15 protein-coding genes are annotated in these 16364 nt (G+C 47.0%); 2 read left to right on the top strand and 13 right to left on the bottom strand.

Features of this window, described 5'->3' with window-relative positions; translation table 11 throughout:
* Positions 1-28 precede the first annotated feature (28 nt).
* From ACN6NF_RS01250 to ACN6NF_RS01195, 12 genes are all read right to left on the bottom strand, one after another.
* On the bottom strand, positions 29-1327 hold the full coding sequence (locus ACN6NF_RS01250) for an ABC transporter substrate-binding protein (protein ID WP_474314424.1): 1299 nt from the start codon (positions 1325-1327) through the stop codon (positions 29-31).
* Between the two features lie 267 nt (positions 1328-1594).
* Complete coding sequence (locus tag ACN6NF_RS01245; protein WP_474314423.1) at positions 1595-2152, bottom strand: GNAT family N-acetyltransferase; 558 nt, start codon at positions 2150-2152, stop codon at positions 1595-1597.
* 77 nt (positions 2153-2229) lie between these two features.
* A complete protein-coding gene (locus tag ACN6NF_RS01240; protein WP_474314422.1) occupies positions 2230-3264 on the bottom strand; it encodes an iron chelate uptake ABC transporter family permease subunit in 1035 nt (344 codons plus the stop codon).
* Positions 3265-3538: 274 nt separating this feature from the next.
* Entirely contained in the window at positions 3539-3988 is a 450-nt protein-coding gene (locus ACN6NF_RS01235; protein ID WP_474314419.1) for a hypothetical protein, read from the bottom strand.
* Positions 3989-4035: 47 nt separating this feature from the next.
* On the bottom strand, positions 4036-5007 hold the full coding sequence (locus ACN6NF_RS01230; protein ID WP_263559769.1) for an ABC transporter ATP-binding protein: 972 nt from the start codon (positions 5005-5007) through the stop codon (positions 4036-4038).
* Positions 4994-6031, bottom strand: a complete 1038-nt coding sequence (locus tag ACN6NF_RS01225) for an ABC transporter ATP-binding protein (protein ID WP_474314418.1) — start codon at positions 6029-6031, stop codon at positions 4994-4996. The genes ACN6NF_RS01230 and ACN6NF_RS01225 overlap by 14 nt, the downstream gene beginning before the upstream one ends.
* A 59-nt stretch (positions 6032-6090) precedes the next feature.
* The gene (locus ACN6NF_RS01220) at positions 6091-6936 is read right to left on the bottom strand and encodes an ABC transporter permease (RefSeq protein WP_016820191.1); all 846 of its coding nucleotides are present in this window, start codon (positions 6934-6936) and stop codon (positions 6091-6093) included.
* 4 nt (positions 6937-6940) lie between these two features.
* A complete protein-coding gene (locus ACN6NF_RS01215) occupies positions 6941-7891 on the bottom strand; it encodes an ABC transporter permease (protein ID WP_016820190.1) in 951 nt (316 codons plus the stop codon).
* A 73-nt stretch (positions 7892-7964) separates the two neighbouring features.
* The gene (locus ACN6NF_RS01210; protein WP_474314417.1) at positions 7965-9584 is read right to left on the bottom strand and encodes an ABC transporter substrate-binding protein; all 1620 of its coding nucleotides are present in this window, start codon (positions 9582-9584) and stop codon (positions 7965-7967) included.
* Positions 9585-9743: 159 nt separating this feature from the next.
* Positions 9744-10106, bottom strand: a complete 363-nt coding sequence (locus tag ACN6NF_RS01205) for a DUF1304 domain-containing protein (protein WP_474314415.1) — start codon at positions 10104-10106, stop codon at positions 9744-9746.
* A gap of 136 nt (positions 10107-10242) precedes the next feature.
* Complete coding sequence (locus tag ACN6NF_RS01200; RefSeq protein ID WP_474314413.1) at positions 10243-11754, bottom strand: methyl-accepting chemotaxis protein; 1512 nt, start codon at positions 11752-11754, stop codon at positions 10243-10245.
* Between the two features lie 258 nt (positions 11755-12012).
* Positions 12013-13266 carry a cation:dicarboxylate symporter family transporter gene (locus tag ACN6NF_RS01195; protein WP_474314411.1) on the bottom strand — a complete coding sequence of 418 codons (1254 nt, stop codon included), beginning with the start codon at positions 13264-13266 and terminating at the stop codon, positions 12013-12015.
* Positions 13267-13478: 212 nt separating this feature from the next.
* Between ACN6NF_RS01195 and ACN6NF_RS01190 the strand changes: the two genes are divergently transcribed.
* Together ACN6NF_RS01190 and ACN6NF_RS01185 are read left to right on the top strand one after the other, a co-directional pair.
* The gene (locus ACN6NF_RS01190) at positions 13479-14783 is read left to right on the top strand and encodes a sensor histidine kinase (protein ID WP_474314410.1); all 1305 of its coding nucleotides are present in this window, start codon (positions 13479-13481) and stop codon (positions 14781-14783) included.
* Positions 14784-14788: 5 nt separating this feature from the next.
* Positions 14789-15718 (top strand): response regulator, encoded by a 930-nt coding sequence (locus ACN6NF_RS01185; protein ID WP_474314408.1) that lies wholly within the window; start codon positions 14789-14791, stop codon positions 15716-15718.
* 101 nt (positions 15719-15819) lie between these two features.
* Here the strand turns inward: ACN6NF_RS01185 and ACN6NF_RS01180 are convergent, their stop codons facing one another.
* Complete coding sequence (locus ACN6NF_RS01180) at positions 15820-16302, bottom strand: MarR family transcriptional regulator (protein ID WP_474314406.1); 483 nt, start codon at positions 16300-16302, stop codon at positions 15820-15822.
* Positions 16303-16364 lie beyond the last annotated feature (62 nt).

The following is a 16364-nucleotide window of genomic DNA, read 5'->3' as shown; positions in this document are numbered from 1 at the left end:
TCCTCCCTGGTCACGGCCCATCCCGTGTTTACTTGACCGCCTTGGATATGATCTGATTCAACTTTTCAATGGTTGTCGCAGCATCCTGCTTGCCCAGGAACATCAGGTCAATGGTTTCCGTGATATCGGAGTTCAACCCCGGCACCTGTGCATCATATGCCAATGCGGAACCATAAGCATGCCCTTTATTACGTCCCTCCGTCAGATAGCCCGAGTGCTCAATCGTCGCCTTTTTCATGATGCTCTCATCTGCGGCAGCAAGCGTACCCATGGCATTTCCACCTTCAACCAACCGCACCTCCTGTCCTTTCACAGAGACGTAGAAGGCTGCCAGCTTCATGGCCTCTTGCACATGCGGACTGTTTTTGTTGACAGCTACATATGCAACCGGGATGGCGACAGGCTCATTTTTACCAGTGTTGGAGGGCCAGTAGATATAATCAAAGTCGAGGCTTTTATTTTGGCTAAACAAAGGCTCCAGCCATCTTCCTGCCGCCAGCATGCCGACTTGATTGGACATGAACATGGCATCTGCCCCCTGCCCTTTCGGAAGCGAGCCAAGGTATACCGCATTTCCCTTTTTCACCATATCGTGCATAAAAGCGAACGCTTCCTTGCCCTTTTCATTGTGGTCCAGCACATACTTGCCTTGTTCATCAAAAATCCGGCCACCATTCGACCACACCCACGAATACCAGTGAGCCCACCAGTTTTCCGCAATATAGCCCTGCTTTCCGGCGGCCTTCAGCTTGGATGTAACCTCCTCAAAGGCGTCCCAGTTCCACTTGCCCTCATCATAGTATTCCTGCGGTGTTTTCACACCTGCTTCCTTAAATACCTTTTTGTTGTAGTACATGACCATCGGGTTTGAGTCAGGAGTGACCCCATAGATTTCCCCATCACGCTTGGCCGGACCCCATAATCCTTCCGGAAAATCCTCGGCCTTCACGTCACTTGCCTCACTTTTTAAAAATTCACCCAAAGGCTGCACCTGTTTTGCTCCGATCAAACGCGCAATCGTCGACTCATATGAATAAAAGACATCCGGTCCGCGACTTCCCTGTAGCTGTGTCAACAGCTTTTGCTCATATTGGTCTCCCGGTACTGGTACCAGCTTAACTTCGATATTCGGATTCTCTTTTTCAAATGCATCCAGTGCCCGCTGATACACCTTCACCTCCGCAGGGTTACCCCAAACCTGCATCGTAAGCCGCACCTTTTGTCCATCTGTATTCTCTATTTTGGGAGAAGTGCTGCATGCCGTTGCAAGTAAAAACAGAATGCTGAGAAAAAATCCAATTTTTATCCAACTCATGTAATTGTCCACCTTAACCGCCTCCTGTAGCTTCGCATGGTTGTATATCACCCTTCTTTGAAGCGCTTACAAAACTTTCCCTATCATCATATGTAGAAGGAGAAAGCGCGATATCCCCATTTTCATTTTTATATAAATTTTTTTCTTTTGAGTGGCTCTGATATGACAGTAACCAAGAGAAAGACATTACGAGGACGTAAAGGTCTGCACAACAAAAAAAAGAAGAATGCAGATCATCTGCTTCCTTCTTTCGTATTCCTACAGCTATAATTCCATTTTCTAAGAATTTATTATCATCTTTTCAAAAGTGTTATAGCCATTCGTTTCGCCCATATAAGTATAGCCACATTGTTGGTAAAAACCGCTAAGCTTGTCATTGCCCGCAATACAATCCAGACGGATTCGATCCTTGCCTGCGAAGCGGATACCTTGCTCAATCCACTGCATAAGCTCACGGCCCAGTCCCTTTCCCGTGTTATCGCGATCTACAACCAAACGATGCAGATACACGGAGGTTCCTCCCTCGGAATTCGTCTCGTCTAATCCCCACAATTTACAATCCCAAGCACTGGGTTGCTGCTGCAAGATCACTGCGCCTGCCAAGCGATGATCGTCTGAGGTTCGGAACATAACCACTTCTCCGCGTGCAATAGCTCCGCCCAGATTGTGGTCATCCTCTCCTCTTAGTAATTTGCCCCATTGCGTGGAACCTTTGCTGTGCAGCCATCTGGCCGTCTTTAAAATTAACTCCTGAATTTCAGCCTGATCTTCATTACTTGCCTGATAAGCCACTAATCCTGGTTTGACGGATGGATCGACAATCGTCATTGATGTCATGCTGCACCTCAACTCTATTTTTTTATGTATAAAATATAGCATAAAAAAATAGAGTTTGATGCTCTGGCTAATAGCGTTCAGAATTTACCATTTTCAAGCATGGAGCTTCTTTTCCATTCTCTCCACATCATAAAGATCAAAAGGGGTATGCCGATGCAGGCCAGTACTAGGGTTAAGGGCAACCCAACCGGCTCATGGATTCTAGCGGAAATGACTTTGGCCAGCATCAACAACCCGCCTCCCCAAAGGATGGAGCCCAACATGAGAAGCCGTGGACGGTTTCCAATCATACAACGCATGAAATAAGGCACAATAAGCCCTATATATCCGATGGTACCACATGCCCACACCGTAATGGCGGTCAACACAATTGCGAAGGGAATGTACAGGGGTTTCAGCTGCTTGGGGAATGCGAAGACAGATCCTGCGACGAGAAGTGTAACCAAGGTAAGCCAAAACGTGAATGACCCTTCTCTTATTCCCCACCCTCCCACAGACATTGCCCACTCTTGCTGATTTTCTCCAAATAGCACAATAAATCCAGAGATTGAACGAAGGGCTACATCAATAATGAAACCAATCATGAATAAATGAATTCCCGCAGACCGTCCTCGAATGAAACGGATTCTATTTAATGTAAATACAATGAATCCCCCAAATACCGCCCCTGCAATACAAAGGGCCATACCACCAAAAGAGTCTATGTTCATTCCCAGTAAAAGGACAACACATAACCCCACCATTGCCCCAGGCATAAGTCCGGTTAAGGTGGGTGATGCAAATGGATTAGCTATTCGTAGTTGTAAAAGAGTGCCTGAAACGGCCAGACCTCCTCCGAGCAACAACATATCCAAGGCAAATGGCATACGAGTTTGGTATACAACTTCCTTCAATATGGGATCAGGATTGGAAGAAAACAACACTTCACATAACTCTGCATAGCTGATAGGAAATATACCTGTGACTAGCGACAGGAACAAACTAAAGATCAATAATGCAAACCCTGTAACCAGAGTTAAAACTATTCTTTGTGGACGTGGTGGAGCTGCGTTCGGTTCAGCGACGGTCGCCCCACCTCCGCATTCACCCACATGTATTTCTTGTTCACTCATCAGATTGAAAAGTTCCCCTTTCCTCATTTCCCATAAAATATAAATAACACTATACTTTTATCGGTCATATATGGTGAAAAATGTAACCTTTCTAATCATTTCAACTGATGATATCCATATGAGGAAAGATGGAAGGGACGTGAATGAGGTGCCAAGCCGTAAACCTATTTTCTAAAGTATGAAAAGATGAAGAAGCATCGTATTAAAAAACGAGCTGACCTCCCGGTCAGCTCGTTTCAAATCCTGGTAAAGTGTGCTGCTCCATATTCACAATTTAATTCGTCTGTGCAGCAGGCACAATGCGGTACAATCCTGCAGTATCGCCAGTCGCGGGCCGTACCTCCTGAATGACCCAACCTAACGACAGCACCTGTTCCAGCCGATCATATTCGGCCTGCGTCAGTTCGGATGTAACAGCTTCGCTTCCTTCCTCCAGAGACAGCTCAGGCTCACATCCGAATGCAGTGGCAAGCCACGTACGAATGCCACGGATCGTATTATATTTGATCTGATACCCGTCTGTTACCGCGCTGACAAACACCTCCGGTTCATTGGCCGCCAGCCCGGTGGCAAGCTCCGCATAATCGAATTGTCCGTCCGTTGGCAGCTCATTTTGCTGCACCCGACGGATGAGTTCCTCAGGGGACCAGCCTAATGAACGTAAAGATTCCAGCATGAGCGCGTCCCACTGGGAAATACGTACTCTTTTCGTTGATTCAGTCATCGTTTTTTACCTCCTATGGGTTATGTACACGTACAACCAATCTTAACCTAACGGCTAACCGGGTACGCCACATAATGTCCGGGACTAATTTCTTTCAGCTCGCCAGCATCGTTGCTATCCTTGTCCCATACCCATGAACCGTCGGGTTGAGCCAAGCTATTCTGCCGCTCGCCGACCGCTCTCGGATCAGGCACAGGGATGGAAGAGAGCAGCGCCTGTGTGTAGGGGTGAGCAGGCTGCTCATACAGTTCATCTGCATCAGCTACCTCCACCAACCGTCCATGATACATCACGCCGATACGATCCGAAATATGCCGCACCATCGACAAGTCGTGAGCGATAAACAGATACGTCAGCCCGAACTCCTGCTGGAGATCCTCCAGCGTGTTAATGACCTGCGCCTGGATGGACACATCTAGGGCCGAAATCGGTTCATCACAGACGATGAACTCGGGATTCACGGATAAGGCACGAGCGATGGAAATCCGCTGGCGTTGACCGCCGCTAAACTCGTGCGAATAGCGGTACAGGTGCTCTCGCTTCAGCCCTACCTTCTCCAGTAAAGCCACTACGGCATCCTTACGCTCACTGCCCTGATGCAATCTGTGAATATCCATCGGCTCACCAATCAGGTCAAGCACGTTCATACCCGGATTAAGCGAGGAATATGGGTCCTGAAAAATGCTCTGAATACGCCGACGTAGCGGCTTGAGCTGCTTGTCATTCAGCTTGGAAATATCCTGACCGTCAAAGCGTACCGTACCTTCCGTATAATCGTATAACCGTGTCAGGCAGCGTCCAACTGTCGATTTGCCACTACCGGACTCACCAACCAGTCCGAACGTCTCGCCGCGCTTGATGTGGAAGCTTACGCCGTCAACCGCCTTGAGCACCTCGGAGCTGCGCCCTAACAAATCCTTTGCGGTCACAAAATGCTTCTTAAGCTGGTGTACCTCCACCAAGGGCTGATCCTCACCCGCCACATGGTTGGCCTCACTCAACGCTTCATTCACCGTCATTCCCCTCCTCTGCACGGCCCGCTTCGGACGTCTCGTAGACTCCGGCGGGCACAACGTCCGGCTCGTTCAGCCAGCAGGCTGCTCGCTGGTCTGGGCGCAGCTCCACCATCGGCGGCCGCTCCACACAGCGGGCAAACGCGTGCGGGCACCGTTCCATGAACGGACAGCCTGATGGCGGGTTCAGCATATCCGGGGGCGTGCCCTCAATCGGCACCAGCCGCTCACGGAAGCCGTTCGTACGCTGGGGTACAGAGCGCAGCAGACCCTGCGTATATGGATGCCTAGGACGATAGAAGATATCGTCCACACGCCCCTCCTCCATCACCATGCCGCCGTACATTACGATGACACGGCTGCACACCTGGGCGACGACGCCCAGATCATGGGTGATCAGGGCAATCGCCATATCGGATTGCTGCTTGAGCGTCTTGAGCAGCTCCAAGATTTGCGCCTGAATCGTCACATCCAGCGCTGTAGTCGGCTCATCTGCAATCAGCAGTTCCGGACTGCACGAGAGCGCCATTGCGATCATCACCCGCTGACGCATCCCTCCGCTGAATTGATGCGGGTATTGATTCATTCGACGCTCCGGTTCAGTAATACCTACCTGTCGCAGTAGCTCCACAGCTGCCTGCGTAGCTGCTTCCTTGCTCAGTCCTCGATGCCTACGAATCACCTCGACCAGGTGATAGCCTACTTTTTTGACCGGATTCAGCGAAGTCATCGGGTCCTGAAACACCATTGCGATTTGGTTACCGCGTATTTTACGCCATTGTTTTTCTGTCAGCGCGGTCAAACTTTCTCCACGGTAACGGATATCGCCGTTCAGCCGCTTGCCGGGCGGGGCAATCATCGACATGATCGCTTTCGCCGTAACGCTTTTGCCGCTACCGGATTCTCCTACAATTCCTACCGTTTCTCCAGCATCAATATGAAAGCTAACCCCTCGAACGGCCTGATTCTCCCCCTCACGAGTGAAAAACGAGACCTCCAGCTGTTCGACAGACAGCAGATGTTCTGTCATTGTGTTTTCGCCCCTTCCTGTCGCTCCTGGAGCCATTGTTAATGGATCTATGCTATGAATCACCGTTTTACTAATTTGGGCTCAAAGCCTACACGCAGTACATCTCCCAGTACATTAAAGCTCAACACGGTCAGTAAAATAAGCAGTCCCGGAAACAATGCCATATATGGTGCCTGTGCAATATAACCTTGGGCATTATTCAGCATACTGCCCCACGTAGCGTTCGGCAGTTGAACACCAAAGCCGAGAAAGCTCAGTGATGATTCCATCATAATGGCTGAAGCGATATTGTTCGTCGCTCCTACGATAATGACTGGAATCAGATTGGGAACGATGTGCTTCAGGATAATGCCAAATGTACTTTGTCCTGAAGCCTTAGCGTATAGTACATACTCCCGTTCGCGCAGCGTCATCGTCTCTGCCCGCACCACCCGGGCGATATTCATCCACATGAGCAGGGCGATAATGACAATGATATTGCCAACGCCTGGCTTCAAAAACACACTAAGCAGCAATATAACCAGAAAAGACGGAATCGACATGATTAGCTCCAAAATCCGCATAAGCAGGTTGTCAATCCACCCGCCAAAATAGCCGCTCACAATGCCTACCACTGCACCAATACTGGTCGCAATAATCATAGACGCAAAGCCAACCAGCAATGATACACGACCGCCATACAGCGCTCTTGTAAAATAGTCCCGACCGTAATCGTCCGTTCCAAACCAGTGTGCGCCTCCCGGTGGTTGGAGGCGCTCCAGTACGTTCAGCTTATTCGGGTCCTGCGGTGATAAAAATGCGAAAATCGCTCCCAGCGAGAATACGATCAATAGTATGAGGGCGACGGCGCCCATTTTGCTCGTCATCAGCTCGATCCCGATGTTGCGCCATTTGCTCCGATTCATGTTTTCACCTCGTTGATTTAATTCTCGGGTCCGCCATGCTGTACAAGATATCTGCCAGCAGATTACCCAGGATCAGCAGTAAAGCGGAAAATAAGGTAATCCCCATAATGACGGGATAATCCATTCCTTTTACAGCCGTCATGCCCAGCGAGCCAATACCCGGCCAGGAAAATACCGTCTCCGTCACAATGGCTCCCGCCACCAGGTCCGCAACCGACATACCAAGCAGCGTAATGATGGGCAGCAGCACATGCTTGAGCACGTGTCGAAACAAAACCAGTCGTTGTCCAGACCCGAACGCGTATTGAATCTGCACGTACTCTTCCTTAAGCTGCGTAATCGTGCTGGAACGGATGTACCTCACATAGACAGATAGAAAGCCAAAGGCCAGTACAAAACATGGCAAAATTCCATGCTTGATTACATCCAGCACCGAGTCCGTTCCGATCGTACGCATCCCTGTACTTGGAAGCCAATGCAAATAAATTGCAAATAGATAAATAAGCAAAATACCAAGCCAAAACAATGGGACAGAAATACCGATGTACGACATTAGATTAATGAGCTTGTCGATCCAGCGATTCCGATTGGCCGCAGCAATCAAACCAAGTGGAATTGCAATCAACACAGCGAGTATGATGGAGGCGCCCATTAACCCCGCTGTCGCCGGGAGACGGTCGAGAATCTGATCCAGTACAGGCTGATGATTAATTAGCGAATAACCTAGATCTCCTGTCAGGCTTTTTTTAAGCCATAATATGTACTGTACATAAGCGGGCTGGTCCAGCCCCAAGCTATGCCTCATTCTTTCAATATCTTCCAGATGCATATTCGGTGTAACAAAAGAGAGAACCGGATCACCTGGAGCCAGCTTGATCAAGCCGAAGCAGACGATGGACACAAAAAATAGCATCGGTATAACTTGCAGCAACCTTCTGGCGATGAGTTGTCTCATACGTTTTCCTTCCCCTTGCTGTTTTCGAAAAAAATAAGCTGGTTACCCCAGCTTATTTTTTGAAAACCCTGTCTTATTTGTGATAAATTTTGGACAAATCCTCGAAAATCACGACCGGCTTCAACACAGCCTGATCAATACCGCCATACTGCTTGTCGAAGGCCACAATCGTTTTGGTGTATGCAATCGGATAGATAACCGCATCATCAGCCAAAATTTCTTGTACCTTTTTATAAATTTCTCCACGTTTAGTCGTATCCGACTCACCCGCGCCCTCTTCCAACAACTTATCTACTTCTTTATTAGAATAATGCGAATAGTTGGAGGACGATCCCGTGCTATACAAAATACGATACGCATCAGGGTCATACCCCATGATATAGCCGCTGATCGCCAGATCGAAATCCTTGGCATTCGTATCAACGAATTTTTGCGACCACGCTGAGGAATCCATGCTGTTCACCTCCAGCTGAACGCCAATATCCTTGAACTTCTGCTGGATATACAGCGCCTGTGCTTCCTGAACCTTGTTGCCGCCCGGAATGATAATGCGCAGCTTCAGCCCTTCAGCGCCAGCTGATTTCAGCAGCTCCTTCGCCTTGTTCACATCATTATTGAAAAATGCAACATCATTCGTGTGATACAGTACATCCTGTGTCAAAGCGGACTTTGCAGTATCTGCATAATCTTTGGAGCCATACGATACCTGGATCAATTCATCCTGATTCAGTGCATAAGAAAGCGCCTGACGTACTTCTTTTTTGTTCAACTGCTTTGTATCACTGTTTTCATTAAACATCAGGTAAGCCAAGCGGCCTTCGCTGTAAGGGAAAATGTCAAACTTATCTGTCGCTTTAATGGTGTCTACGTTTTGCGGGTCGAGATAGTTTACATTGATTTCACCATTTTGTAGGGCCAAATTGGCAGCATTCGAATCTTTAACAATCCGAAATGTCACAGAATCCAGATGCGGCTTGCCGCCAAAATAGTTATCGAACCGTTCAAGTGTAACGTACTCGCCGGTTTTGTACTCTTTAAATTTGAAAGGGCCTGATCCAACCGGAGTGTTGTTTTTCGTGCTTTTCTCAATATCCGCTTCATTCTCAAAAATGTGCTTCGGAATCGGGGATACCTGTACCAGGGCCGCCTCAAAAGCTGGGGCTGGCTGAGGAAGCTTGAAGTCCACCGTCGTATCATCAACCTTGCTCGCCTGTACCGGCTTGCCGTTGACCATAAAATTACTTCTCAAGAAGCTGTGCTGCTTCTCGTCTAAAATTTTGTTAATCGTGAAAACGACATCGTCAGCTGTCAGCTTCTCGCCATCATGCCAAGTCAGATCCTTTTTCAGTTTTAGTGTATAGGTCAACTTGTCTGCCGAAGGAGTCAGGCTATCTGCCAAATAAAACGTCTTCTTGCCATTGTTCACTTGGAACAAAGGTGCGAATATCGCTTGATCTATCGTCAGACTTACCCGGTCACCCGCATAGTTCGGATTCAGCACCACCGGATCGGCTTGCACGCCGATAATCAAACTACCACCATCTTTGGGCTGTCCGTTATCCGCTGTAGTTGCATCTGTGCCAGACGCACTACCATTCGTCGCAGACGAAGATCCCGAATTTCCGCCGGAGCATGCACTTACTACCAACATTAATACGATGAATACGAATATACCTGTCAAATTACGACGCATCGCTCTAGCCTCCAAATTCTTTAAGTATGTATTGAAAAATATTATAAATCGGAATAGTCGGATTTACAATCGTTCAAAAACTGTTTATTCCCCTTGTCATTAGCATTGCAGACATTATGTGATCGAATTAGCAAAAAAGACACCCGTTAAGGGCGTCTTTTAGAAGACCAGCAAACTGATTAATGCCAAGATGGCAGGCAGACCTTGCTTTAATAAAATAGACTTATTGGCCGTTAATGCACCATACACCGCAGCCACTACCACACAAATGACAAAAAATAATTGGATTTGTCGCCCAATTACAGGATCGGGATAGAACAAGCCCCATACCAATCCAGCAGCCAGAAATCCGTTATACAGCCCCTGATTGGCTGCCAGGGACTTGGTCACTCCTGCCAATTCCTTCGAGGTACCGAACGTACGCATCGCTCGCGGGGTCGTCCATAGAAACATTTCCAACACTAAAATATAAACGTGCTCCAGCGCTACAATTCCAACCAATATTGAACTAAGTAAGCTCAAATCGTTTCCTCTTTTCCACATGAAGTTACTATGAGGTTATTTTTAGATCGATCCTCAAAAGTATAGTTTATCTACCAAAAACAGTAAAGAGACCGAGCCCATGGCCCGGCCTATTATTCACATGAATTCTAAAGCCTTACATAGTTCTTGCAAAATCCAACAAAGCTTTAGACATACTGTTGATCTCGTCCGTAGAAGCGTTCACTTGCTGCGTTAGTGCAGCTTGTGTTTGTGTCAGCGTAGACATATTCCCGATGTTGTGCAAAATTCGCTCGATAAGTGTTTTCATTTCGTCCAGACTGGTCTCGATATTCCCGGTCGCATCAGCACTATGAATGGCAAGCTTTCTCACTTCATCTGCAACAACCGCAAAACCACGTCCCTGCTCGCCTGCACGCGATGCCTCGATTGCAGCATTCAGACCCAGTAGGTTGGTTTGATTCGCGATCTCTTTAATGAAGTTCGAAATGTTTTGCGTCTCTTCTGCACTGACTTTGGCTTGATTCGCCGCCTCTGTCGATTGCTCTTGAGCCGTAGCCAGCTCCTGCGCCTGGTTACTAACCGAGTTAACACCGTTCACCATTTCTGTAATGGAATCGGAGAGATGCTGAATTTTGAGCGTAAGCTCATCCGCGACAGCCTGCTTTTCCTTTTCTACGGTGATATCACGGATGGTTCCGGCAATACGAATAGGCACTCCATTGCTATCACGTATGCTTCTTCCACTGTTTTGATACCAGCGATACTCTCCATTTTTACTTTGTAAGCGGCATACCATGTCATACGGTGTACGATCTGTATAGTCATTTAAATGATCGACTACAGCCTTAACTGCATGTTCGGCATCATCAGGATGTATACGCGAACTCCAGCTGCTTAATACACTTGGAAAGTCCTTCTCGTCTGTAAAGCCCAAGGTGTTGCGGAATTGCTGGGACCACCAAAATATATTATCCGGGTGCTCAATGTCTCCATCCACCAGAATGACGTCATAGGGTGCCTCCACCAAAACACGATTGATGAGATCAAATCTGGTAACTAGAGCCTGAAGCTCCTCGGACTTAATCTTCTGATCGTGCACATCCAACAGAGCGCCTGCAATCCGAAGTGGCACTCCCTTCTCGTCGCGGATCGTCGTTCCGGTAGCCCGGAACCAGCGGTATTCTCCATGCTTCAGCTTCAAACGATACTGTACGTCATATGGCGTCTTTCCCGTAAAATCCAGCAAATGATCAGACAATTCTGCCAAAGACCTGTCATAATCTTCGGGGTGCAGTCGAGATGACCAGCTATCCAATACATTGGGGAAGTCCTTTTCGCTCTGATACCCCAGCATAGCACGGAATTCTTCTGACCATGTGAACGTATTATTTGGATTGACGGGATCACCCGCAATAACCTCCATGTCCCATAAGCCAATCTCTATCGCCTTGGTAACAAGCTTCAAACGGATATCAACATGTTGAGCATCATTTTTCATGGACTCTATCGCTTGGTTAACATTGTTTGCGATTTCTTGAACCTCAGGAGAAGCTGAGGAAACCTGTATTGCAGCAGCATAATCTTTTTGCTGTATTCTTTGTGAAAGTTTGCGGCTTTCTTCTACTAAAGGAGCAAGTGATTGGGACTCATTTTTCTTGAGAAACATACATGATCTTCCCTTCTAAGCCAATATATAAAACGGTATAATTTAATATCGGAATTTTATTAAGAATCATTATAATTAAATTTTTAATCACATAGGTATTAAGACTTATTTTTCATGTCCATATACCTATAATCCCATACATAAAACATCGAAAAATGTCGAAAAAGGAAGCGGGTTAACAAGTCTGGAAACAAAAAGAACACCTCTGCATTACTTCGCAAAGGTGCTCTTGTTATCTGATAATCAGTTCAATGTACTTCATTTAATTGAGGCAACGTATTCCTCGCCTTTTTCTTTATCATATTGTCCTTCCCATTTGGACATGACTACAGCCGCAAGCGAGTTCCCTAAAACATTGACTACCGTACGCGCCATATCCAGAATGCGATCGATACCCGCGATAAAGGCCAAACCCTCCAGCGGGAGATTCACTGCTCCCAGCGTAGCAAGCAACACGACAAAGGAAGCGCCCGGCACGCCTGCAATACCTTTGGAGGAAATGATCAGCACGAGTACCAGCGTGATTTGGGTCGTGATCGGCATATCAATGCCATACATTTGGGCAATGAAAATTGCAGCCAGTGCCTGATACAGCGTGGAGCCGTCCAGATTAAAAGAATATCCGATCGGGATGACAAAGGACGTGATCCCCTTCGGACATCCGAATTTCTCCATCTTCTCCATGATCTTAGGCAGAACACTTTCCGAGCTGGCCGTCGAATATGCAAGCAACAGCTCACTCTTCAAAATCTTAACCATAGTCCAGAGACGGGTACCGCAAAGCTTGGCGATAATTCCGAAGACAATCACAATGAACAGTAACATGGAGCCGTACACTGACAGTACAAGCTTCAATAACGGCCATAACGAAGCTAATCCAAACTTGGCCACTGTCGTTCCAATCAGTGCAAATACACCGAACGGAGCGAGGCGCATAACCTGATTGGTTACCCAGAACATAGCGTCGGCTACACCTTCAAAGAAATTCAGCACAGGCTTGCCCTTGTTACCAATCGCAGCTACTCCTAGTCCAAACAACACGGAGAAGAATATAATAGCCAGCATATCTCCTTCGCCCAGGGCTTGAATAACATTGGTAGGTACAATATGCACAATCGTATCTATAAAGCTATGACCTGACTTTTCCGCAGTCTCCACATAGGAATGGATATCGCTCTTAGCCAGGTGGGACATGTCCACGCCATCACCGGGTCGAACCAGATTGGCCACAAGCAGTCCAAACAGGATCGCAATAGTCGTTACAATTTCAAAGTACAGAATCGACTTCCCGCCGAGTTTCCCCAGTTTCTTCATATCTCCGACGCCGGCTACACCGATAATGAGTGTTGAGATAACAATAGGTACGACAATCATCTTGATCAAGCGGATGAAAATATCACCGATCGGCTTTAGGTAGACTTCCACCCCTGAATTGCCGTAAAATAAGGCACCAACAATAATACCTAAAGCCAGACCGATAAAGATTTGCATGGTTAAATTAATCTTTTTCACTTCGTGTCCCCCCCTGGCTGGTTTGTATATTTTCGCAGTATGCAGCTCTTAATATTCAAATGATGTTATTTATACTACAATCCGAACTATAAAAACCGACAGTTATCTACACATGTATTTGTTTTTTTCTATAAATTCACAAACATTAATGTAGAGCCTGTGAATTTATCTTACATTGCTTTTCTGAAACAAATACACGGAGGTGAATATGGATGAAACTGAATACCCTTCTTTTCCTGCTGATGCTTATCTTTGTACCCCTGGCAGGTGAGTTGAATATTCACCCGTTCGATAATACATTTCGTCTCAGCTTCGGTACGCCTGTATTTTTTTTCTTTCTGTTATCTATACGTCATATTCCGCCTGCACTTTCGGGAGTGTTTGCAGGGATAGCAGTAGTCGCATTTCGCATTTCACTCAATCATTACCTCCATCCCGGTTTTTCCTTTGAAGAGTTGATGACTTTGCATGGACCTACCTTTTTTTATTACATGGTCTATGGTTTGCTCTTTCAGGTCCTTAACATTAATGCTGAGCCTTACCGCGCACTCCGCGTGGGCATCCTCTCTGTGGGGATTGAAGTTGCCGCAAGTGTGGCGGAGCTAAGTGTCCGGCGAAGCATTGACGGGGATTTCTGGGACATCATTAAAATCAGCAAAGTAGCTTTCATGGCCATGATCCGCAGCTTCTTCGTGCTTGGGTTCTATAATATAATTCGATTAAATCAGTCTGTTCAGCATGAAGAGGCACAAAGACAGCAGACGGAGCGAATTTTACTCCTGGTATCAGACTTGTATGAGGAGTCAGTCCAGTTAGGCAAAACCCTGTCGCACGCAGAGCAAATTACCCGTGAAAGCTATGAACTGTACCGTGAGCTGCAGCAGGATGAATCTCTGAAAGATAGAGAACATTACGCCAGACAGGCGCTTCGTATTTCTGGACAAGTCCATGAGATTAAGAAAGACAGCCAGCGGATTTTTGCCGGTTTGTCCAAGCTCATTGATTCCGAAAGCGACGTGCATTATATGACTTCGCAGGAACTTGGCGAGCTGATCGTCCGAACGAACAGCAAATACGCCCAATCGCTGGGCAAGTCCATCCGCTTCACGCTGAATTTCGATCCTTTGTTACCCAAACTGCATGTTTATACAGCTCTCACTCTGATTAACAACCTGACATCCAATTCAGTGGAAGCGATGAAAGACAGCGGAAGGATTGACGTTTCCATTCAATTTCTGCCGGGACAAGAGGATATAATATCCTTTAGTGTCACCGATAACGGTCCAGGTATTCCTCAGCGCAAACGGGAAATGATCTTCACACCGGGATACACGACCAAGTATGATGAGGTAGGACAGCCTTCGACCGGCATGGGCTTATTTTATGTTCGTGAAGTCGCGGAGAGCCTTGATGGAACGCTTGAACTACTACAGAATGATGATGAGCATACAGATAGATTGCAGACCACTTTTAGAGTCATATTGCCTTTACGGAAACTGACGGAGAAAGGAAGATAGCCCGGATGCGTTTTTATATTGTAGATGACGATCAGGGGATTCGTTCTATGCTGGCAGACATTATTGAAGACGAGGGTTTAGGGGAGGTCGTTGGGGAAGCGGAGGATGGTTCCTACGTGAATAGCGGCCTGCTGGAGCTGAACCGGATTGATGTGTTGCTGATTGACCTGCTGATGCCACTTCGTGACGGCATTCAGACCGTGCGTGCACTCGGTGATCAATTTAGCGGAAAAATCATTATGATTTCTCGGATTGAATCCAAAAATATGATCGGCGAAGCGTACTCGCTCGGTATTGAATATTATATCGCCAAGCCCTTGAACCGACTGGAAATCATTGCAGTTATCCAAAAGGTGATCGAACGCCTGCGCATGCAGCAGTCGATTACAGATATTCAGCGCACACTGCAAGGACTGTCGATGTTCACATCGAATAGCCCATCATCTACACTGGAACCGACTCGAAACATTGTAAGTTCGGGACAGTTTCTGCTCTCCGAAATGGGAATGATTGGCGAAGCCGGAAGTGTAGATTTACTGGACATGCTGGAATACCTGGACCAATATGAGGAGGAAACAGGTAACCTCTCCCCCTATCTGTTCCCCTCGCTAAAGGATATATTTGCCAATATAGCGTTGAAGCGATTAGGAGACTCGGCCTCAGCAGTAGAGCTGAGCAAGGAAATCAAGGCATCGGAGCAACGTGTCCGCCGCGCCATTTTCCAGACATTAAGCCATATTGTATCGCTCGGATTGACCGACTATACCCATCCTAAGTTCGAAAATTATGCATCCAAGTTTTTTGATTTTACAGAAATCCGCAAAAAAATGCTAGAACTGCAAAACAATGTGGAGCCTTCCCTGTCGCAAGCCCGCATTAATACGAAAAAGTTCGTGCAGGTGCTCTATATGGAAGCCAAACGACTATTGCATTAAAAAGAAATGCACCTGCATCTCCCCATGTAGCTATCACACGGAGATTAACAGGTGCACACGTTGATGATTTAAATGTCCCTTGATTCGAGACTCTTGTTCTGCTACTCCATAGCTTCCAAGAAACCTACACCATCGGACAACAGACGTTTCAGGACATTCAGCTCCTCCGGGCTGTAGCGATCTAAAAATTGAAATAACTGCTGCTGTACCTTAGCATGCAGCCGCTCATGTACAAGAAAGAGCTTTTTCCCCAACGGGGTTAGCCGAAAATAAATTTCTTTTTTGTTGTCGTTCAGCTGGGTTCTGCGAATCCAGCCCTCCCTGAGCAGCTTGGTGCTCACTTTCGAAACGGTACCTTTGCTCAGCTCCATGCGCTCCGCTAATGACGTAACATTGATCGGCTCATGCCTCCCAATGCAATCCATAACGTGCACATCCGTCATATTGAGCGAAGTCATTCCATCAAAGTGCTCGCGGATTTCCTTGAGAAAGATCATGCCCTCTCTCTGCTGATGCTGCTCCAGCTGGTGATTCATCTTAATAAGCAAATCATAGACATGCTGAACCGATGTCGCCTTCTCCATACGAACAAGTAGTCACTCCTTTGGCATACTCCTCCTCTCATTATAGCCCACATTTGTTTCAC

The organism is Paenibacillus sp. TSM33 (assembly GCF_056099025.1).
The sequence above is the reverse complement of the archived record's forward strand: the minus strand, read 5'-3'. Positions and strand labels throughout refer to the sequence as shown.

Excerpts from the sequence above, each read along its gene's own strand:
- ACN6NF_RS01245 (WP_474314423.1), bottom strand. The coding sequence starts at position 2,152 with ATGACATCAATGACGATTGTCGATCCATCCGTCAAACCAGGATTAGTG.
- ACN6NF_RS01240 (WP_474314422.1), bottom strand. The coding sequence starts at position 3,264 with ATGAGTGAACAAGAAATACATGTGGGTGAATGCGGAGGTGGGGCGACC.
- ACN6NF_RS01235 (WP_474314419.1), bottom strand. The coding sequence starts at position 3,988 with ATGACTGAATCAACGAAAAGAGTACGTATTTCCCAGTGGGACGCGCTC.
- ACN6NF_RS01230 (WP_263559769.1), bottom strand. The coding sequence starts at position 5,007 with ATGACGGTGAATGAAGCGTTGAGTGAGGCCAACCATGTGGCGGGTGAG.
- ACN6NF_RS01225 (WP_474314418.1), bottom strand. The coding sequence starts at position 6,031 with ATGACAGAACATCTGCTGTCTGTCGAACAGCTGGAGGTCTCGTTTTTC.
- ACN6NF_RS01220 (WP_016820191.1), bottom strand. The coding sequence starts at position 6,936 with ATGAATCGGAGCAAATGGCGCAACATCGGGATCGAGCTGATGACGAGC.
- ACN6NF_RS01215 (WP_016820190.1), bottom strand. The coding sequence starts at position 7,891 with ATGAGACAACTCATCGCCAGAAGGTTGCTGCAAGTTATACCGATGCTA.
- ACN6NF_RS01210 (WP_474314417.1), bottom strand. The coding sequence starts at position 9,584 with ATGCGTCGTAATTTGACAGGTATATTCGTATTCATCGTATTAATGTTG.
- ACN6NF_RS01200 (WP_474314413.1), bottom strand. The coding sequence starts at position 11,754 with ATGTTTCTCAAGAAAAATGAGTCCCAATCACTTGCTCCTTTAGTAGAA.
- ACN6NF_RS01190 (WP_474314410.1), top strand. The coding sequence starts at position 13,479 with ATGAAACTGAATACCCTTCTTTTCCTGCTGATGCTTATCTTTGTACCC.
- ACN6NF_RS01185 (WP_474314408.1), top strand. The coding sequence starts at position 14,789 with ATGCGTTTTTATATTGTAGATGACGATCAGGGGATTCGTTCTATGCTG.
- ACN6NF_RS01180 (WP_474314406.1), bottom strand. The coding sequence starts at position 16,302 with ATGGAGAAGGCGACATCGGTTCAGCATGTCTATGATTTGCTTATTAAG.